Source organism: Vibrio celticus, from assembly GCF_024347335.1.
GTDB classification, from domain to species: domain Bacteria; phylum Pseudomonadota; class Gammaproteobacteria; order Enterobacterales; family Vibrionaceae; genus Vibrio; species Vibrio celticus.
The window spans coordinates 934,763-951,178 of the sequence record NZ_AP025463.1 but is presented as its reverse complement, the minus strand read 5'-3'; the positions used below and the strand labels follow the sequence as shown (position 1 = coordinate 951,178).

Below are 16,416 nucleotides of genomic sequence, written 5' to 3'. Positions count from 1 at the left end.
GTTGATCTAACTTGTATTTACAGCTTAGCAACCGCGTCTTTGATCTGCTGAGCAATCTCTTCGTTGCTGATAGAACCAGACTCAAAATCAAAGTTATCGTAGAAGCTTGGTACTGAAACTGACGCTTTTACGTTTCCGCCAAAGTATGGCGCTGAACCTGTTGCTGCGCCAAGTACCGTTTGTGCACCGCCTGGGCCAGGTGAAGTCGCTAGGTAAACCGCCGGCTTCTCGCCAAACACAGAGCGCTCAATGCGTGTCGCCCAATCAAATAGGTTTTTGTACGCAGCTGGGTAGTGGCCGTTGTGCTCAGCAAAAGAGATAACAAACGCATCTGCTTCAGCTAAATCACGTAAGAATGCTTGTGCGCCTTCCGCTTGGCCAATCTCTTTTTCAGTGTCTTCACTGAACATAGGAACGTTGTAATCGTTGATGTTTAGAACTTTAACTTCAGCACCTTCAATCAAGTTAGCTGCGTAAGTTGCTAGAGTTTTGTTGATAGAAGTAGAGCTTGTGCTTGCGCCGAATGCGATAACTTTCATGATGTGACCTTTTCTGTAAATCCGTTAAGTGGGATTAGAATAACGTAGTCAGAAAATGGAACCATCACAAGGATTGAACGGACTCATTCAAAAATTTCGAATGAGTCTCAAATAATTAACAGCTCAGCAAAATGGAAAGGAAGGGACTGAGCGGATAGTGATAAATTGTTAGCTATTAAGCTTGGTTTTGCAGTTCAACCCAAAGGTCATTAACGATGGTGCGATCTGCTGGCGTTAGTTCAGAGCGAGCGTCATCTAGGCTCTTCTCGATGCGTGCTTTTACTTCAGCTACGTCTTCAATGCCTTCTTCTTCACATGAAGCCACTGACAGAGAAATATGACCACGTAAGTAACCACCAGCAAACAGTTCATCGTCTGATGCGTTTTCAATGCGAGCATCAATTACTTCAAGTAGTTTTTCTTCAAATTCGATAATCATAATATTCTCTTATTTCACAATAAATTGGCTAGTACATAAAGGTTCTACATCGTAGAAGCTGCGTAATGCTTCAGAGAGCATTTTTACGCGAGGCGGAAAGCCCACTTCAAAGATACCCATAACTTCGCTATGTACTTTATTCATAAAGGCCAAACGATCTGGCTCAAAATCGCCGTGTAGATTGTCACAGCTGACATTAAAAGGAAAGCCTGCGCTCATCGCAATAATCCATTCATACGCTTGTGGGCGAATTTCTACTTTTTCAAACTCAGCTTGAACCGATTCCGTTCGACCATCAGGTTCATACCAATAGCCAAAATCTTCCAGTAAACGACGCTCAGGCCCAGCAACGCACCAGTGTGCGATCTCATGGAGTGCAGAGGCGTAAAAGCCACGTGCGAACACGATTCGATGGTGTGGGATAGTATCATCAGCAGGCAAATAGATCGGCTCATCAGCCCCTAGCTCTAGTTTGGTATTAAAGCTTTCAAAAAAGGTCTGATTGAAGATATCGATAATGTCTGAGTATTGGTGTGTCATAAAATCAAATTTAAGTAAAAATAACTGGGGCATTTTGCTTTTTTTTAAGCGCTCGGTAAAGCCCTATCAAGCGTAATGACATCGGGTTCGCCATTATACTTTGCAGTGACAATCGATTGCCATTCCCAGATTACACCACTTTAAGGTGAATGATTAGTTTAGCTAATCTGAAACGCCCATTCACGGTACAAATATTCATTCGTCAACAAGCATTTTTACTACTACACTCGCGCTTCATTTTATATCCCTAAGGCCTATAAGACTCGAGTTTATAGACCTAAATTATAGAGCTACAGCAATGCTACTAAGTGTTTTGTATATCATTGGCATCACGGCAGAAGCCATGACCGGCGCTCTCAGTGCTGGCAAACAAAAAATGGATTGGTTTGGTGTAATGTTGGTTGCGAGTGCAACGGCAATTGGCGGCGGCACGGTGCGAGATATCTTACTTGGCCATTACCCTTTAGGTTGGGTCGAAAACCCGCAGTATCTGGCAATCACCTGTATCGCAGGTGTTATTACAACCGGACTGGCTAAATGGGTAATCAAGCTCAAAGGGCTATTCATTCGCTTGGATGCCTTAGGCCTGATTGTATTCAGTATCATTGGTACCAAAGTAGCGATGACCATGGGTCTGCACCCGATGATTTGCATGGTATCAGCATTAGTGACAGGTGTATTTGGTGGCTTGCTACGCGACCTTATCTGTCGTCAAACACCATTGGTGTTACATGAAGAGCTGTATGCGTCTGTCGCACTTGTCGCTTCAGGTTTGTACCTAGGTTTGCTTGAGCTTGGCATCAACGACGTAACAGCGACCATTGTGACGCTTGTAGTTGGTTACTTGCTGCGCATGGCGGCTGTAAGATTCAAATGGCGTTTGCCTTCGTTCCAGCTTGATCCTGAAAGTTCAGTGCATTAATCGCTTAGAGTCAGTATTGAGAGCGATCGTTAATATTGATGCTCGCTGACTGGACGAATAATCCTGCTAATGTGAAAAAGGGTTGCTTCATTACGAAGCAACCCTTTTTGTTTTTATCAAATCAGTTTCAAATCTGTTCTGAATTAAACGAAGCAGAACTAGATTTTTGGCGTTTCAGTTGTCACACCAAAGTTTTGACCACGGTGACGTAGCAAGTGATCAAGCAATACAATCGCTAACATTGCTTCTGCGATCGGCACCGCACGGATACCAACACATGGATCATGACGACCTTTCGTGATTAGCTGCGTTGCTTCGCCGTCTTTAGTGATCGTGTCACCAGGAACGGTAATGCTTGAGGTTGGTTTAAGCGCAATGCTTGCCACAATATCTTGGCCAGTAGAAATACCACCTAAGATACCGCCAGCATGGTTGCTGCTGAAACCTTCTGGAGTTAATGGATCACGGTGTTCACTACCGCGTTGATTAACCACATCAAAACCATCACCAATCTCAACACCTTTCACCGCATTGATGCTCATTAGAGCGTGCGCGATGTCTGCATCTAGACGGTCAAAGATTGGCTCACCAAGGCCTACAGGCACTTTAGTCGCAACCACTTGAATCTTCGCACCGATCGAGTTGCCTTCTTTTAGCAAGTCACGAATCAGTTGGTCAAATTCCGGTACTTTGTCGGCATCAGGGCAGAAGAAAGCGTTGTTTTCAATCTCGTTCCAATCCACTTTATCAATTGAGATGTCACCCATTTGAGAAAGGTAAGCTTGGATTTCAACACCAAATTCTTGTTTTAGGTATTTCTTCGCAATTGCACCTGCCGCTACACGCATTGCAGTTTCACGAGCTGAAGAACGACCACCGCCACGGTAATCACGCACACCGTACTTTTGATGGTACGTATAGTCAGCGTGTCCAGGGCGGAACTTGTCTTTAATTTCGGAATAGTCTTTAGAGCGTTGGTCTGTATTTTCAATCAATAGACCAATAGAAGTGCCCGTAGTTTGGCCTTCAAATACACCTGATAAGATTTTCACTTCATCCGCTTCACGGCGAGCCGTTGTATAACGAGAAGTACCAGGGCGACGACGATCCAAATCTCTTTGAAGGTCTGCTTCGGTAATTTCTAATCCTGGTGGGCACCCATCTACGATACATCCTAGTGCGATACCGTGACTTTCTCCGAACGTGGTCACGCGGAAATGTTGTCCGATACTGTTTCCTGCCATTACTTCCTCTAAATCAGCTATTGAGCAGAAGGCTTGATTCCTAAACCGACTGGCAAATAGCTTTACTTGTCTATTCTTCGTGAATTCATAGTGGCTTTATTACCAAATGATGTAAACCCCAAAAAACGAACAATTGTCAGTTTATCGAAAAATAAAAAAGGAAGCCCTATCGTGGGCTCCCTTTCAATCTATTAAGGTATGACTCAATAATGATAAACGTGAATTAGTTATTTTCGCCTTTCCACGTCATATTGAACTTAATTTCTTCTAGGTGTTGGAGTTCAGAAAACTGCATAATGCCGACAAAACTATACACATTCCCAACTTTTAAATTTTCATCAATATCAAAGTCGATACCTGCATAATTGACGCCATTTTCTTGATTATCATAACACTCGAAGCCGCCGTCCCAGCTATTGCCAGAATATGAATAAAAACGGTTACCTGACTCATCATAGCCACTGATGTAAAACTGTTTATAGAACTCTCTTAAGTCATCACAAGTAATATTATGCCCAGGGATATCAAAGAAGATATTCGCATCATACTGACCTTGATCACTTGAATTAGGTAACCCCATAGACATAGAAACATAGCCTAACTCATACTGACCATCCTCAATACCTGGTAAGTACATTGGGAAATCATTGTCACCATCGTGAGTATCAGATTCAAGGTTGATACGAGCTTCAGCTAAAGACTTATTGCTGTACCAAGCAAGTCTTTGATGCTCTTCGTCTTCTTCAACAAATGACATCAACACCATTTTTGTACCTGAGCCCATTGTTGCATCAGCATCTTCAACAATTTTAAGGTGTATAATCTCTGATAGGATGCCGTCTTCTTCATCCTCCCAGCTCATTGTAAGTTCAACGATATCTTCTTTGATAACGTAAGAGCTTTCACTTTCTAAAGTATCCGCTTCACCACATGATTGCAGGTTATCTAAGCTGCGTTGATTAAAGTAAACTTTGCCATCACTTAAACGAATTGAATCACACCAGACTCTATCGATTTCATTAACACCGCTGTCTGTACCATCGTCTGAACCCCACTCTAAAAAGTGCCAAGTTTGGTTTTCTAACGGGTGACCATCTACGGGTGGAGTGTAAGACTCATCGATAAGTGGGAAGCTTAACGTTGCCGAAACCCAATCACTATTTACGCCATCATTGACTGAGACAATCAGTGTTTCTGCACCCGCCGCAGCTGGACGCGGAATCAGGCCAGTAAAGCTCACTCTACCCTCATCATCCACTAAGGCATTAAAACCAGTGCGAGTGGCTGTCGATAGCGTCGTTTCTACTTTGTATTCCAAAGCGTCACCATCTTGATCTGTGAACAGCTCGCTTACATCTAGCGTATCCGTCAGTAGTTCGCCTTCTGTCAGAACCCATTGATCCATCGTCGACTGTAGGTTTTCTAGCTCGCCCTCCTCCACAACTGGAGGCTGGTTATCCGTTAACACGGTTACTTCAAACGTCAGTGGGTATGAACGTGCGTCGTACTCATCGGTTGCAAAGATATGGTAAACAAAGCTACCTGCCAGTTCTGGCTCGCCAGTGATGAGGCCCGTTAACGAGTCGATAGACAGGCCAGTCTCTCCTTCAAAAACACCATCACCATCAAATTCAGCGACTGCCATAGTGAAGGTCATTTGATGACCTTCTGCATCCTCGAATTTGTTGCCAATATTGTTTGGTCGCCATGCTTCACCTAGCGTCAGTTTGACAGGTTCAGCAACTCCCACAACTTTCGGTCGAGTATTTCTTTCAACGCTAATGTCTCCACCACCTGGTGGAATATCAATAATTGGCGAGTAATCATCTAGCGTTTGCTTATCGTCTTCAATGATCTCTTGTGTTGCTTCTGCCATAGCTTGAGTCAGCTTCAGCTTAGTTTCGATATCTTCGTCAGAGTGATCGACCAGCACTTCACCAATCAAATTTAGTGCTTCTGCTTGCTCTGTGGTATTTGCAATGTAGTCACCAAAGATAAGTGCTTGTGACACCTCAAGACCTTCGTCACCCGTGATAGCAGCAACTACTTGCTCCTCAGCTTCAGCTACTGTCAACTCCGAGTCTGCAGCTAGCAGTTTGTTCACCATATTAGTCATTGGGTTGATGATTGCGCCACTGCCCGCATTAGCCAGTGTGAAGCCGTGTTGAACCAGACCACGGTTGCTGTCTATTGTTTGACCTTCAACTGCCTCAACACACACCACGGCACCTTGATGCGCAACTGGAATGTTTACCTTCCCATCGACATCAGTTTGACTACTCTTGCCTGTTAAGTCCGTATCACAAATACCATCTTTGGTCGTATCAACCGAAACATTCGCTTTAATCAAATAACCATCAATAGCCGTGATCGAAAACGTCGTTGGGTTGCTCGACGAATCGCTGTCTGAACCACACCCAACCAGAGCCATTGCAATTGACGCTGCGAGCAAGCCTTGCTTTTTCATTATTATTCCTTATTAAACCTATTCAATGAGTCTTCATACAGCCAACTTCAGTAGGCTGTAACAATTAAAACATCACTATTTTTAGAGGTTTACTTGGAACTCGCAAGGCACAGGGAATAATGGAAAACTCGTAAAATAAATTCTGATTTTTTCCAATTATGCGAAGTTAAGCCGCCAACTTATCATGGAGCCAACTCTTGGCAAATTTGAGGTCTTTATCAATCAGGCTGTTACTGCAACCTAATAATTCACTGATCTCTTGGTGCTTTAGACCAATGTAGTATTTTAGTTTTAGTACATTGGATTGACGGGGGTAGTGATGAGTGAAGTCCATCAAGGATTTTTCTAGCTCTACACGTTTATCAAGAGATAAATACTCGATTGACAATGCGTTTTCAACGAACATTAAATTGTCTTCCTGACGCTTATCAGCCTTCAACGCCCAAGAGTCGTTAATGAGAATATGCTGCATCGCTTTAACTGCCATTAAAAAAAAATCACGCGTACCTTCTATTTCACCTTTTCTTATAGACCCTACCTTTAAATACGCTTCATGAGTCAATATGGTCGCCGTATAGCTTGTATCATCAAGAGGCTTGTTAAATACCTTTGCACTTTTATAACGACGTAATTGAGCCAACTCTTTGAGCCTAGAGTATGCCAATCGATACAGTTCAGCTTCAGACTCTTTACAATCATGTTGCCATTGCGAAATGAGTTCAGTAAGACCTTTTTGCATCTGCGGGTTGTTTGATTTCGACACAATTAATCACCTTTAAACAATCGGAGGATAAGTAACAACTAGAGACCCTATGGGTTCAACATAGACAGGATCTTAAGCTCTAAGCTATTTATTTAGATAGAAAAAAGGCTTCATTTATGATCAGATAATCGTCGCCAAACAAACCACCCATATCAACCGTGAAGCCGATGACGATTATCTCCCTACAAAAGCAGTTTAAGCAATTCTTTAATGCTGATAGCCTTCAAAAAATGGCGAAAAATACAGGACTTATGAAGCGATGTCGGGCTATCTTACCCGACCAGCTAGTAGTAAGCCTAGTGGCCGCTTTGAGCAAAGGAAACTGCTCATCTATTGCCGATTTACTAAGGCAATTCAATGGGATGTGCTTAAGCGCTAAAAATACTGTGGCTTATAAGCCCTACCATAACCAGTTAAGAAAAGAAGAATTTCCGATATTCATGCGCCAATTGGCCATGCGAGCGATAGCTCAGTTTGCTCGCCAGCAGAGTGCCAACCTACCAGATAAACTCGCCACCTTTGATGATGTGCTGCTTCAAGATGGTAGCTCTTTCCACATTCATCGTGACCTTTCGAACGTTTACCCGAGCCGATTTAAACGCAATCCAGCCGCAGTTGAATGCCATATGACAATGTCTTTAAAAAAGCTTTTCTCCAGTCGCAATGAGCATCAGCGCTGATACAGCATCAGAAAGAGACTTTTTGCCCGCCCCCAAAACAATGAGTAACAAATTGTTGTTGGCTGACGCAGGGTACCCTGACTTCCAATTCTTTACTGAGCTTGAACTGTATGGTGGTTTCTATATTTTTTCGAGGAGCAAAGTCCCTGAATCCTCATGTTATAGAAGCGAGAAACGGTCAGGGCCGGCATTTATCTAAACTAGAAGGAAAGAAGCTCAAAGACATCACTCGAGGTACTAATCGCTCACAGGTACTCGACCTTAAAGTTCGTAGTGGTAAGCAAGAATTTAGAGTGGTAAGACGTTGGTTTGCCGAAGAAAAGCGATTCTGTATTTGGTTAACTAACTTGCCTTCAGGTACCTATACTGCTGATGACATAATGGCGATCTACCGCTGTCGATGGCAGGTGGAGTTGCTTTTTAAAGAATTAAAATCTCACACAAACTGGCAACGATTTGTCACCGCACAAAAGGCCATCGTTGATGGGCTTATCTGGGCCAGTTTACTCTCGCTGATCATCAGGCGCAGTACTGCGCTTCAGATAATGCCATCGGTCTCGCTGTTTAAGGCGGCAAAAAATGTGGATGTGTGGCTGTTGCCCATATTTGAATGTATCAGCCACAAGGCATGGTCAGAAATAGGCAATAAACTGGAATGGGCCTCTAGCTATATATTTAAGAACGCACAAAAGTCCGCCCAGAGGAAGTCAAAGAAAAACATCACGTTAGACGGGATTTATGCTGGTCTTAATGCTTAAGGTTCAGTCTATGATGGGTTCAATATCACCTGTTGCAATCCAAGAGTCGTATAAAGTCTCATTAAACAACTCCCTATTAACTTCGGAGTTAATCCCTTCACCATAAACATCTACATCGACGACAATGTTATTTCGCGATCGAATAATTTCATCCCAATCCAGTAAGGAGTTATTCAATGGATAAACCATCGATGTTGCGTCATATATGATCGAATCAAGCTGTAGCTTTTGACGACTAAGATTTTTCGCCTCGATTGAAAGAGCGATCAAGGCTGTAGTCAAAATTGCAATAATAAAAGAGGCATAAACAGTGCTGGCGGGATAACGCTGAATAAACTTAGTTGCCCTATAAATGCAATGTTGGTTGCGATAATTTAATGGATAGCAACACCTTACATTTTCTATATCACTGGCTAGGTCACGAACACTTTGATATCGACGAGTACGGTTCAAGTTGGTGGCATATTGATATACTCGGACTAAATCTCTAGGTGCTGTATCGTTTGGAAACATCTCTTGTAAAATTCGGCCTAAAGAGAAGACATCAGATCTTTCATCCAAGCTTCCACTTACAATTTGTTCTGGACTAGCATAAGTTCGACTTGCAGCACGGAAAGAGTTACCCAAGGGCTCACTAGAACATCTAAGAGTTTGAGTTAAATTAAAATCGATAATCTTGGGAATCCCATGACTATTTATGAGTATATTTTCTGGCTTTAAGTCAGCATGTAGAACTTTCAGTTCATGCGCATACTCGATAGCAGAGCAAATATCTCGAAACAAAATGAGCTTTTGATCAAAAGAAAGGGGAGTGCTTGACAGGTATTCATCGAGTAAACAACCATCCACGTATTCCGCTACAATATAAGCAAACCCTTTATGAAGGCCAGCGTCATAAACCTTAGTAATGTTAGAATGACTGAGATTTGCCATTATCTGAGCTTCAGTGAACAACGTTTCTTCACCTAAAATATCAAATGCTTCGGAGTTGAAAAACTTGACCGCGTAGTTATGTTCGAATAGATGATCACATCTAGAAGCAAAATAAACTACTCCAAAACCACCTTTGCCTAACTCATGACCAATCAAGTAGCGACCATCAACGAGGTCATTTTCAAATGACTGAATCTTGAACGTTGAGGAAGATAAATGGACATCTAACAATTCGCTCAAACATTGCTGATCATGAGCCACAAGTAGATCGGATACCCTTTGAGCGACTTCTGGGGAACCCTGGTTTAATTCTGAGAGCATTGAACGCCAATTTTTTGGATCCATATCAATCATTTGATAAAAAATTTCGGTACTACCGAGATCTGTATTCATTTTTGATGCCAGTAACAATCGTGACTCGTCTGATATAATACAATTATAAACCTACTTACATAGCCTAGAAATGAATTGATACAGTTTTCGATAATTAGACACTAATAAATAATGTATACATTGAAGATGGTAATACTTCAGGTGTTAACGTGTCATATCTCAATAAGAAGATTAGATTGCCCTGAAATGCAAAAAACTGACAATTTTCTTGTGCTTTTCGCCACTCTCTTGCTTGCAGCGGATGCATGGGAATTGGCACCCAGTCTGCATCTGGTAATGAAGAACCACCTTGAGTGTGACAGCTCAGAAACATTTCTTTTAGTTCATATTTCATACTCCCCGAAACGTATTCGCCAGCGAGCTTATCTTCTTTTACGGCAAACCATTCCAATGCGAATTCACCAGCGAATTCAGGTAAGTACGCTTCTTGCTCTTGTGTATCCGCCCCATGAACCCACGGAGCGACTTATCAGTGTTTGAAGTTCCAAGGTAGGAGTGCGTCGATATCAGGCTCTTCTTTCGCCAGCTCTTTCATGCACTTGACCATGTAGTCGTAGAGGATAAGACCGTTGGCTTTCGCGGTCTCGATGATGCTGTAAAGCATCGCGCTCGCCTCAGCACCGTTTGGTGTGTTGGAGAATAGCCAATTTTTCCTGCCAATGACCAGTGGTTTAATTGCACGTTCAGCGCGATTATTATCGATAGATAAGTGACCATCGTCGATATAACGAATGAGCTTTGGCCATTGCCCGAGTGTGTATTTTATCGCTTTACCTAGTGGGCTAGAGCCAATCACCTTCTGGGTCGTCATCCATTGGTAAAGCTCATCCAGTATTGGCTTGGCAAGCGCTTGACGCTCTGCTTTTCGCTCTTCGGCAGGCGCACCTTTCAAGCGTGATTCTATCCCGTAGAGTTTTTGGATTTTAGCCAGCGCCTTATCAGCCTTGCCCGATTTACCTTTCCCTTGAAGCTTTTTAGCATCCATGAATTTGCGACGTGCATGCGCTAAGCACCCCACATTGGTGACGTGATGCAGACCATCATAGGCCGCGTAGCCATCGGTTTGTAGATAACCGTTGTAGTCACCTAAAAAGTCCACGGGACACGCCCTCGCGCGACTGTTTTGATAGTCGTAAAAGGCGATATTTTTCACATTCGGTAGTGCCGCTTCGGGCGAGTCAGCGCCTGAGCAGTAGAGCCACATATAACACTGCTTCTCTTCCTTGAGCACATTGAGCGGCGTTTCATCCGCCTGAACCACCACCTGCTGAAGTAGGTGCTCTTTCAAGGCGGCATACAGCGGGGCGAACTTCTCGCTGACTTGGATGACCCACCTAGCCATCGTGGTGCGTGATAGCTCGATACCCGACTGGGTAAACAGAGATTCTTGGCGATAAAGTGGCATCGCGTATTGGTATTTGCCAAGAATGATGTTGGCCAGCAAGCTTTCTGTGGCGAAGCTTTTAGGGATGAGACTCTGAGGGGATGGCTTCTGAACGATTCGGCTGCTGTCACCTGTTTTCTCGCACTGGCGGCAAGCGTACTTAGGGCGAACATATTCCAACACCTTGAGTACCGCAGGCGTGAACTCTAGCTTCTCGCTGCGGTCTTCCCCGATTTTATGCAGGCCATGATTGCAGCAAGCGCACTGCTTTTCATGGTCATCTAAATCGAGTTCGATAACCTCACGAGGTAAGGTCTTAAGCAGAGGTTTACGTTTACCACGCTTTTTCGTTGTGGTCGTCGTTGTCACCTCAACCTCGTCTTCTTTAACGGCTTCACATTCCGCTTCGTTGAAGAGGTCACCTTGTGATTCATCGTAAGGCTTTAACGCCTCCGAGCGTTTCGCGAACTGGCGGTCGAAGGCGAGTTTGAGTTGTTCAAGCAGCGATTGACGCTCTTGTTTCCACTCATTTTTCTCCGACATCAGAGCGGCTACCATCGCTTGTAGCTCGGCAACATCTTGGCTTTCAGGATTGATATTTGGTGTCTTTTTCATGGCTTTGATTATACTGAAATCGTGCCGTTAACGCTTAGTATATAAGGCTTTATTCTTGATTAACTCATTGTAAAATCGTTTATTTTGATGGGTTCGTGACCGATAATTGTGAAGCCAGAAAGCAGTCTATCAAGCTCAAGTTGAGTGAGGGTAAACACCTGATTTTTCTCTTTTGAAGGCCACTTATACTTGGCTTTTTCAAGGCGTTTATACCAGAGGGCGAAGCCTGTTTTATCCCAGTACAGCACCTTAATCTTATCGCGCTGTTTATTAGTGAACAGGAACAGCGCACCGCTGCCAAGAGGTAAGTCCGTATCATTTTCGATAATCGCGGCAAGACCGTTGATGGACTTTCTAAAATCGACGCTTTCACGATAAAGGTAAATGTTTGGAGCGCTGAGCATACCTTTCATGACAACGCTCCAATGAGTTCAGCAAGATAGGTGGCTGGCGTACCTTGAGGAATGCTCAGCTCCACATCATTGATGAGAAGTGTCATGTTAGCCGTAGCTATCTGGGCCTGATACTTGGTTGTCTTTTCAACGATTTCGGCTCTAACAAATCCGACAGATCCCGATTGGTTTGCAGTTTGGAATTGACGCCGTTTGGCAAAGAACGTGGATAAACTCAGTCCATGCTCTTCACAAAAAGCGCGTTGGGTAACACTGCTGCTTTCATATTGCTCAAACAGTGATTGCCATTCTAGGTCGGTGCGTCGTTTTGCCATTTCAACTCTCCTTTGGTTTGGAGAGATGATCTTATTCTTCGTGCTGGTTAATTAGAATGCGGGGTTCGTGACACGCTTACGCTCTTGTTGGGTCAGAGGTTCATTACACTTAGGGGCTGGATGCATACTGTGTCCACCACTAAGTGCCTGTTCTGATGTGATAAAACCTTTCAAATCATGTTGGTATTGATGCAAAGCCAATGCGGAAGATACCCACGTTACATAATCATTTGAATTTTCAACACGTTGTAAAAAAAGCGTTTTTTTTATCTTTATCAACTTCAGGGAAGTAACGTTCAACTAACAAAGAAGCAGCCTGAGAAAACGGTATTTGTGATAATTTATCTAGCTCTCGAAGCAGTACTTTTCCACTATATCGATGACGACCTGAGGCTGATACATAGGTAAGAGGTATCTCTAATTGCCCATGACCGTTCAAATCAACACGAATACTGTTGTCCTTAATTTGATATTCAGATGTTTCAAGCAGCAAGCTGTTTAAGAAGTGCTGCATCGTAAGTAAATGCGTCATTTAACTCAATCTCTTAGGATTCATTTCATAATTTAGTAGGTCGTCTGTGGCGACCATTTTGATGTCAGCGGTTTTGCGCACCGTCTACGTTTTTTACGTGTTTCTACAGGAGTACCTAGTACCAAGAAACCCACAGGAACATGACTCTCATTAAGGTGAAGATGTTCTTTCACATTTGGTAGGTCCACGGCTTCCTTCGAATACCAAACGCCACCGTAACCACTCGCATCCGCTCCTAGGAGTATCATTTGGCATGCTGCAGCCGCAGAAAGGATCGGAGCTTGGCGTAAATAACTTGATAGTCGTTTGACTTGCCCTTTACCTACATTCACATCAGACGCAACCCATGCGGCACTCAATAATTCAACCGGTGCTTCAACTTGTTCATGGTCTATCACTAGAAAATGCCAAGGGTTAAGATTCCCATAATCTGGAGTACTCATTGCGGTTTGCAGTATGGTCTCTAAATCACACCCAGCCGGAGCTGGTAGAGATAACTCATGAACATGATAAGAGACACGTTGTTGAAGAAATTTAATCAATTCCATGACGTTGTTTTCGATATCCGATTAGTAGTAAAAGTAAGAAGCAAAGGCTTCCTAAAATAGACACGACCAAGCCAGCTGCTATTTCAGAAGGAGGCATAAGGCTGCGTCCTATTCCGTCAGCCCAAATTAAAAGAGACGCACCAGTAAGACCCGCGGCGGGAATCAGATGAACATGGCGATACAAACCCAATAGACGCGCGCAATGTGGCGCTAGCAAGCCAACGAAGCTAATTGCACCAACAGTTGATATTGCAACCGCCGTTAATAGAGCAGCAACTCCGAGCAGCACTAAGCGGTAAGGGGTAAGAGCAATCCCCACGACTTGAGGAATCACTTCTCCCAAAGGCGTGATGTCTAGGCTTCGTAGAATAGGAACCATAACAATAAGTGACAAAGCGATCGTAATAGCCAAAGGCATAATGCTTCCAGCAGATGTGCCATAAGTTGTACCAGACAGCCACATGAGAGTGACCGTTGATGTTGTGCTACCGAAAGTCAACAAGATGTGAGTGGCAGTGCCAGTAAATGCAGAGATGACAATCCCAAACAGCGCGAGTTGAGAGACGCTAAGTTGTGATTTAAGCCCCCAAAAAAGGAGCGCTATAACGGCAAGAGCACCGGTTAGGCCGGCTAAAACGATCATGTTGTGACTGGCTCCCGGGAAAACCACCAGCAGACAAGCGATCATTAAGACAGAACTGGTACTGACCCCTGAAATATCAGGGCTTGCTAACGGATTTCTGAATAGTGTTTGTAGCAAAGTCCCCCCGCAAGCCAATGCAAAGCCTGCAAGTTCTGCAAGTCCTGCAAGTCCTGCTAAAACAATCTGGGGTGCATTTGGCGTGAGCGTGCTGAGCACATCATTGCAGAACATAAACGTCCAATCACTATGGCAGCTTTGATGCAAGGAGACCTCAACGGAAAGCCTTTAATTGGTTCTCTAATCGATGCATCAGGTATCACTATTGAGCAGTGGCTAGAAAAACTGTTTAGCCATGTCGTAGTCCCACTCTACCATTTGATGTGTAAGTATGGCGTTGTGTAAGTATGGCGTTGGTCTTGTTGCGCATGGACAAAACATCACTCTAGTTCTAGAAGACAATATACCTTGTGGTTGTATTATCAAAGACTTCCATGGCGACTTAAGAATCGTCAATCAAGAGTTTCCCGAGTTAAACTCGCTTGACGGATCTATCAAAGAAAACCTCACACGATTACCGCCACACTATTTGGTCCACGACTTATTAACCGGTCACTTTGCTACGGTGTTAAGGTTTATTTCTCCGAGAATCGCGGCGTTGGGCTTCGAAGAGGTAGACTTCTATCGCTTATTACGTCGTGTAATTCAGGCGTATAAAGAACAACATTCACACCTTGAAGAGAGGTTTAATCAATTTGATTTGATGACTCCACAAATCGACAAAATTTGCATAAATCGAGTCAGATTTAAGATTGGTTATGGGGATACGAACGAAAGACCACTGCCCGATATTGGAAAGCCAATTAATAACCCACTCATGCAATAGCTTATGTTTTAGTCGCCAGAGGAGCTATCGCAAACTTTGAAGCGACAAGTTAAGATTTATTCGCCCACTTAATTGACCTCTGATCGTGGGCTTTTTTTCACTTTGCCATACCTGTAGATTCATCGTTACTTGACCATATACTTAACTACAAAGGCCAGAAACGACAAAGGCCTGACAACTTAAAAAGTTATCAGGCCTTATAGAATAATGGCACGCCCTGAAGGATTCGAACCTTCGACCACCTCCTTAGAAGGGAGGTGCTCTATCCAGCTGAGCTAAGGGCGCGCTACAGGAACGAATTATACGAATTCGAATCAGTAAAGCAACGGCTTTATGTAACATTCTGATCTAAGTGGGTAAAAAAAGGCCAACAAACATATAAGTGTTGAAAAATAGACCAAAGCAAACGTTTGCTTGATGGTAATCAAAAAGATTTTCTGGAATAATGCGCCAAAAACATCAGCCACTAACTTGAATATCAATACTAAGGAAATTCATGACTGCTCAAAATATTGATGGAAAGCTAATTTCTCAAACGGTTCGCTCCGAAGTTGCTGCACGTGTAAAAGCTCGTACTGAAGCTGGATTACGCGCTCCGGGCCTAGCGGTTGTTTTAGTGGGTGAAGACCCTGCTTCTCAGGTTTACGTTGGAAGTAAGCGTAAAGCGTGTGAAGAAGTTGGCTTCGTATCTAAATCTTACGACTTGCCAGCCACTGCGACAGAGGACGAATTGTTAACACTGGTAGACCAACTGAACGACGATCCAGAAATCGACGGTATTCTTGTTCAACTGCCTCTACCAGCAGGCATTGATAGCACTCACGTTCTTGAGCGTATCACGCCAGAAAAAGACGTTGATGGCTTCCACCCCTACAATGTCGGCCGTTTGGCTCAGCGCATGCCTAAGCTTCGCTCTTGCACGCCAAAAGGCATCATCACGCTGCTTGACCGTTACAACATCGACTTACGTGGTAAGCACGCGGTTGTGGTTGGCGCATCAAACATCGTAGGTCGCCCAATGACGCTAGAGCTTCTTCTAGCAGGTTGTACGACGACAACATGTCACCGCTTCACCAAAGACCTTGAAGGTCACGTGCGTCAAGCAGACGTTGTTGTAGTTGCCGTTGGTAAACCTAACTTCATTCCTGGCGCTTGGATTAAGAAAGGCGCTGTTGTGGTCGATGTGGGTATCAACCGTTTGGAATCTGGCAAACTAGTGGGTGACGTTGAATACGACGTAGCGAAAGAAAGCGCAAGCTTCATCACACCTGTGCCGGGTGGTGTTGGCCCAATGACGGTGGCGAGCCTAATCGAGAACACCATGATCGCTTGTGAGCAATTTCACTCGAAATAGTCCGCAGCGCATATAAATAAATTAGAAAGCCGCAACGTGATGAACGTTGCGG

Annotated in this window: 17 protein-coding genes, 1 tRNA gene and 2 pseudogenes; 5 read left to right on the top strand and 15 right to left on the bottom strand. The window is 43.8% G+C overall.

The features are described from left to right. Positions 1-17 precede the first annotated feature (17 nt). The 3 genes from OCV19_RS04540 to OCV19_RS04530 form a co-directional block, all read right to left on the bottom strand. Positions 18-539, bottom strand: a complete 522-nt coding sequence (locus OCV19_RS04540; RefSeq protein ID WP_017632536.1) for an NADPH-dependent FMN reductase — start codon at positions 537-539, stop codon at positions 18-20. Between the two features lie 175 nt (positions 540-714). Beyond that, the gene (locus OCV19_RS04535; RefSeq protein WP_017632537.1) at positions 715-978 is read right to left on the bottom strand and encodes a YfcL family protein; all 264 of its coding nucleotides are present in this window, start codon (positions 976-978) and stop codon (positions 715-717) included. Positions 979-987: 9 nt separating this feature from the next. Beyond that, positions 988-1,518 (bottom strand): elongation factor P hydroxylase, encoded by a 531-nt coding sequence (locus OCV19_RS04530; protein ID WP_065675635.1) that lies wholly within the window; start codon positions 1,516-1,518, stop codon positions 988-990. 298 nt (positions 1,519-1,816) lie between these two features. Here OCV19_RS04530 and OCV19_RS04525 point away from each other — a divergent pair, with 298 nt between their 5' ends. After that, positions 1,817-2,440: a trimeric intracellular cation channel family protein gene (locus tag OCV19_RS04525; RefSeq protein WP_004734183.1), complete on the top strand. Its 624-nt coding sequence runs from the start codon at positions 1,817-1,819 to the stop codon at positions 2,438-2,440. Positions 2,441-2,598: 158 nt separating this feature from the next. Here the strand turns inward: OCV19_RS04525 and aroC are convergent, their stop codons facing one another. The 3 genes from aroC to OCV19_RS04510 all read right to left on the bottom strand — a co-directional run bounded on the left by aroC (position 2,599) and on the right by OCV19_RS04510 (position 6,914). After that, positions 2,599-3,684 carry a chorismate synthase gene (gene aroC / locus OCV19_RS04520; protein ID WP_004734182.1) on the bottom strand — a complete coding sequence of 362 codons (1,086 nt, stop codon included), beginning with the start codon at positions 3,682-3,684 and terminating at the stop codon, positions 2,599-2,601. A 223-nt stretch (positions 3,685-3,907) separates the two neighbouring features. Then, on the bottom strand, positions 3,908-6,151 hold the full coding sequence (locus OCV19_RS04515) for an Ig-like domain-containing protein (protein WP_065675634.1): 2,244 nt from the start codon (positions 6,149-6,151) through the stop codon (positions 3,908-3,910). 166 nt (positions 6,152-6,317) lie between these two features. Next, complete coding sequence (locus tag OCV19_RS04510) at positions 6,318-6,914, bottom strand: ECF-type sigma factor (RefSeq protein ID WP_083994267.1); 597 nt, start codon at positions 6,912-6,914, stop codon at positions 6,318-6,320. Between the two features lie 167 nt (positions 6,915-7,081). On the opposite strand from OCV19_RS04510, the pseudogene OCV19_RS04505 reads away from it, so the two are divergent. Continuing rightward, positions 7,082-8,352, top strand: a pseudogene (locus tag OCV19_RS04505) (IS4 family transposase). Positions 8,353-8,355: 3 nt separating this feature from the next. Here the strand turns inward: OCV19_RS04505 and OCV19_RS04500 are convergent. From OCV19_RS04500 to OCV19_RS04465, 8 genes and pseudogenes are all read right to left on the bottom strand, one after another. Further along, positions 8,356-9,678: a serine/threonine-protein kinase gene (locus OCV19_RS04500; RefSeq protein ID WP_065676600.1), complete on the bottom strand. Its 1,323-nt coding sequence runs from the start codon at positions 9,676-9,678 to the stop codon at positions 8,356-8,358. A gap of 94 nt (positions 9,679-9,772) precedes the next feature. Continuing rightward, positions 9,773-10,114: pseudogene (locus OCV19_RS04495) on the bottom strand (IucA/IucC family protein); the annotation flags it as partial. Positions 10,115-10,147: 33 nt separating this feature from the next. Further along, the gene (gene tnpC / locus OCV19_RS04490; RefSeq protein ID WP_065676598.1) at positions 10,148-11,677 is read right to left on the bottom strand and encodes an IS66 family transposase; all 1,530 of its coding nucleotides are present in this window, start codon (positions 11,675-11,677) and stop codon (positions 10,148-10,150) included. 59 nt (positions 11,678-11,736) lie between these two features. Further along, complete coding sequence (tnpB, locus tag OCV19_RS04485) at positions 11,737-12,090, bottom strand: IS66 family insertion sequence element accessory protein TnpB (RefSeq protein WP_065676597.1); 354 nt, start codon at positions 12,088-12,090, stop codon at positions 11,737-11,739. Then, the gene (gene tnpA / locus OCV19_RS04480; RefSeq protein WP_065676596.1) at positions 12,087-12,404 is read right to left on the bottom strand and encodes an IS66 family insertion sequence element accessory protein TnpA; all 318 of its coding nucleotides are present in this window, start codon (positions 12,402-12,404) and stop codon (positions 12,087-12,089) included. Before tnpA ends, tnpB begins: the two co-directional genes overlap by 4 nt. Positions 12,405-12,642: 238 nt before the next feature. Continuing rightward, a complete protein-coding gene (locus tag OCV19_RS04475) occupies positions 12,643-12,936 on the bottom strand; it encodes a hypothetical protein (protein WP_065676595.1) in 294 nt (97 codons plus the stop codon). 32 nt (positions 12,937-12,968) lie between these two features. Next, positions 12,969-13,484, bottom strand: a complete 516-nt coding sequence (locus tag OCV19_RS04470; protein ID WP_065676594.1) for a nitroreductase family protein — start codon at positions 13,482-13,484, stop codon at positions 12,969-12,971. Beyond that, on the bottom strand, positions 13,471-14,358 hold the full coding sequence (locus OCV19_RS04465; protein WP_065676593.1) for an iron chelate uptake ABC transporter family permease subunit: 888 nt from the start codon (positions 14,356-14,358) through the stop codon (positions 13,471-13,473). Before OCV19_RS04465 ends, OCV19_RS04470 begins: the two co-directional genes overlap by 14 nt. Before the next feature lie 27 nt (positions 14,359-14,385). Here OCV19_RS04465 and OCV19_RS04460 point away from each other — a divergent pair, with 27 nt between their 5' ends. Together OCV19_RS04460 and OCV19_RS04455 are read left to right on the top strand one after the other, a co-directional pair. Further along, positions 14,386-14,529: a hypothetical protein gene (locus tag OCV19_RS04460; protein WP_206377700.1), complete on the top strand. Its 144-nt coding sequence runs from the start codon at positions 14,386-14,388 to the stop codon at positions 14,527-14,529. Continuing rightward, positions 14,516-15,010, top strand: a complete 495-nt coding sequence (locus OCV19_RS04455; RefSeq protein WP_065676592.1) for an IucA/IucC family C-terminal-domain containing protein — start codon at positions 14,516-14,518, stop codon at positions 15,008-15,010. The genes OCV19_RS04460 and OCV19_RS04455 overlap by 14 nt, the downstream gene beginning before the upstream one ends. A 208-nt stretch (positions 15,011-15,218) precedes the next feature. Here the strand turns inward: OCV19_RS04455 and OCV19_RS04450 are convergent. Next, positions 15,219-15,295: transfer RNA gene (locus OCV19_RS04450), tRNA-Arg, on the bottom strand. Positions 15,296-15,506: 211 nt separating this feature from the next. On the opposite strand from OCV19_RS04450, the gene folD reads away from it, so the two are divergent. Then, positions 15,507-16,364, top strand: a complete 858-nt coding sequence (folD, locus tag OCV19_RS04445) for a bifunctional methylenetetrahydrofolate dehydrogenase/methenyltetrahydrofolate cyclohydrolase FolD (RefSeq protein WP_017062367.1) — start codon at positions 15,507-15,509, stop codon at positions 16,362-16,364. Positions 16,365-16,416: the final 52 nt, after the last annotated feature.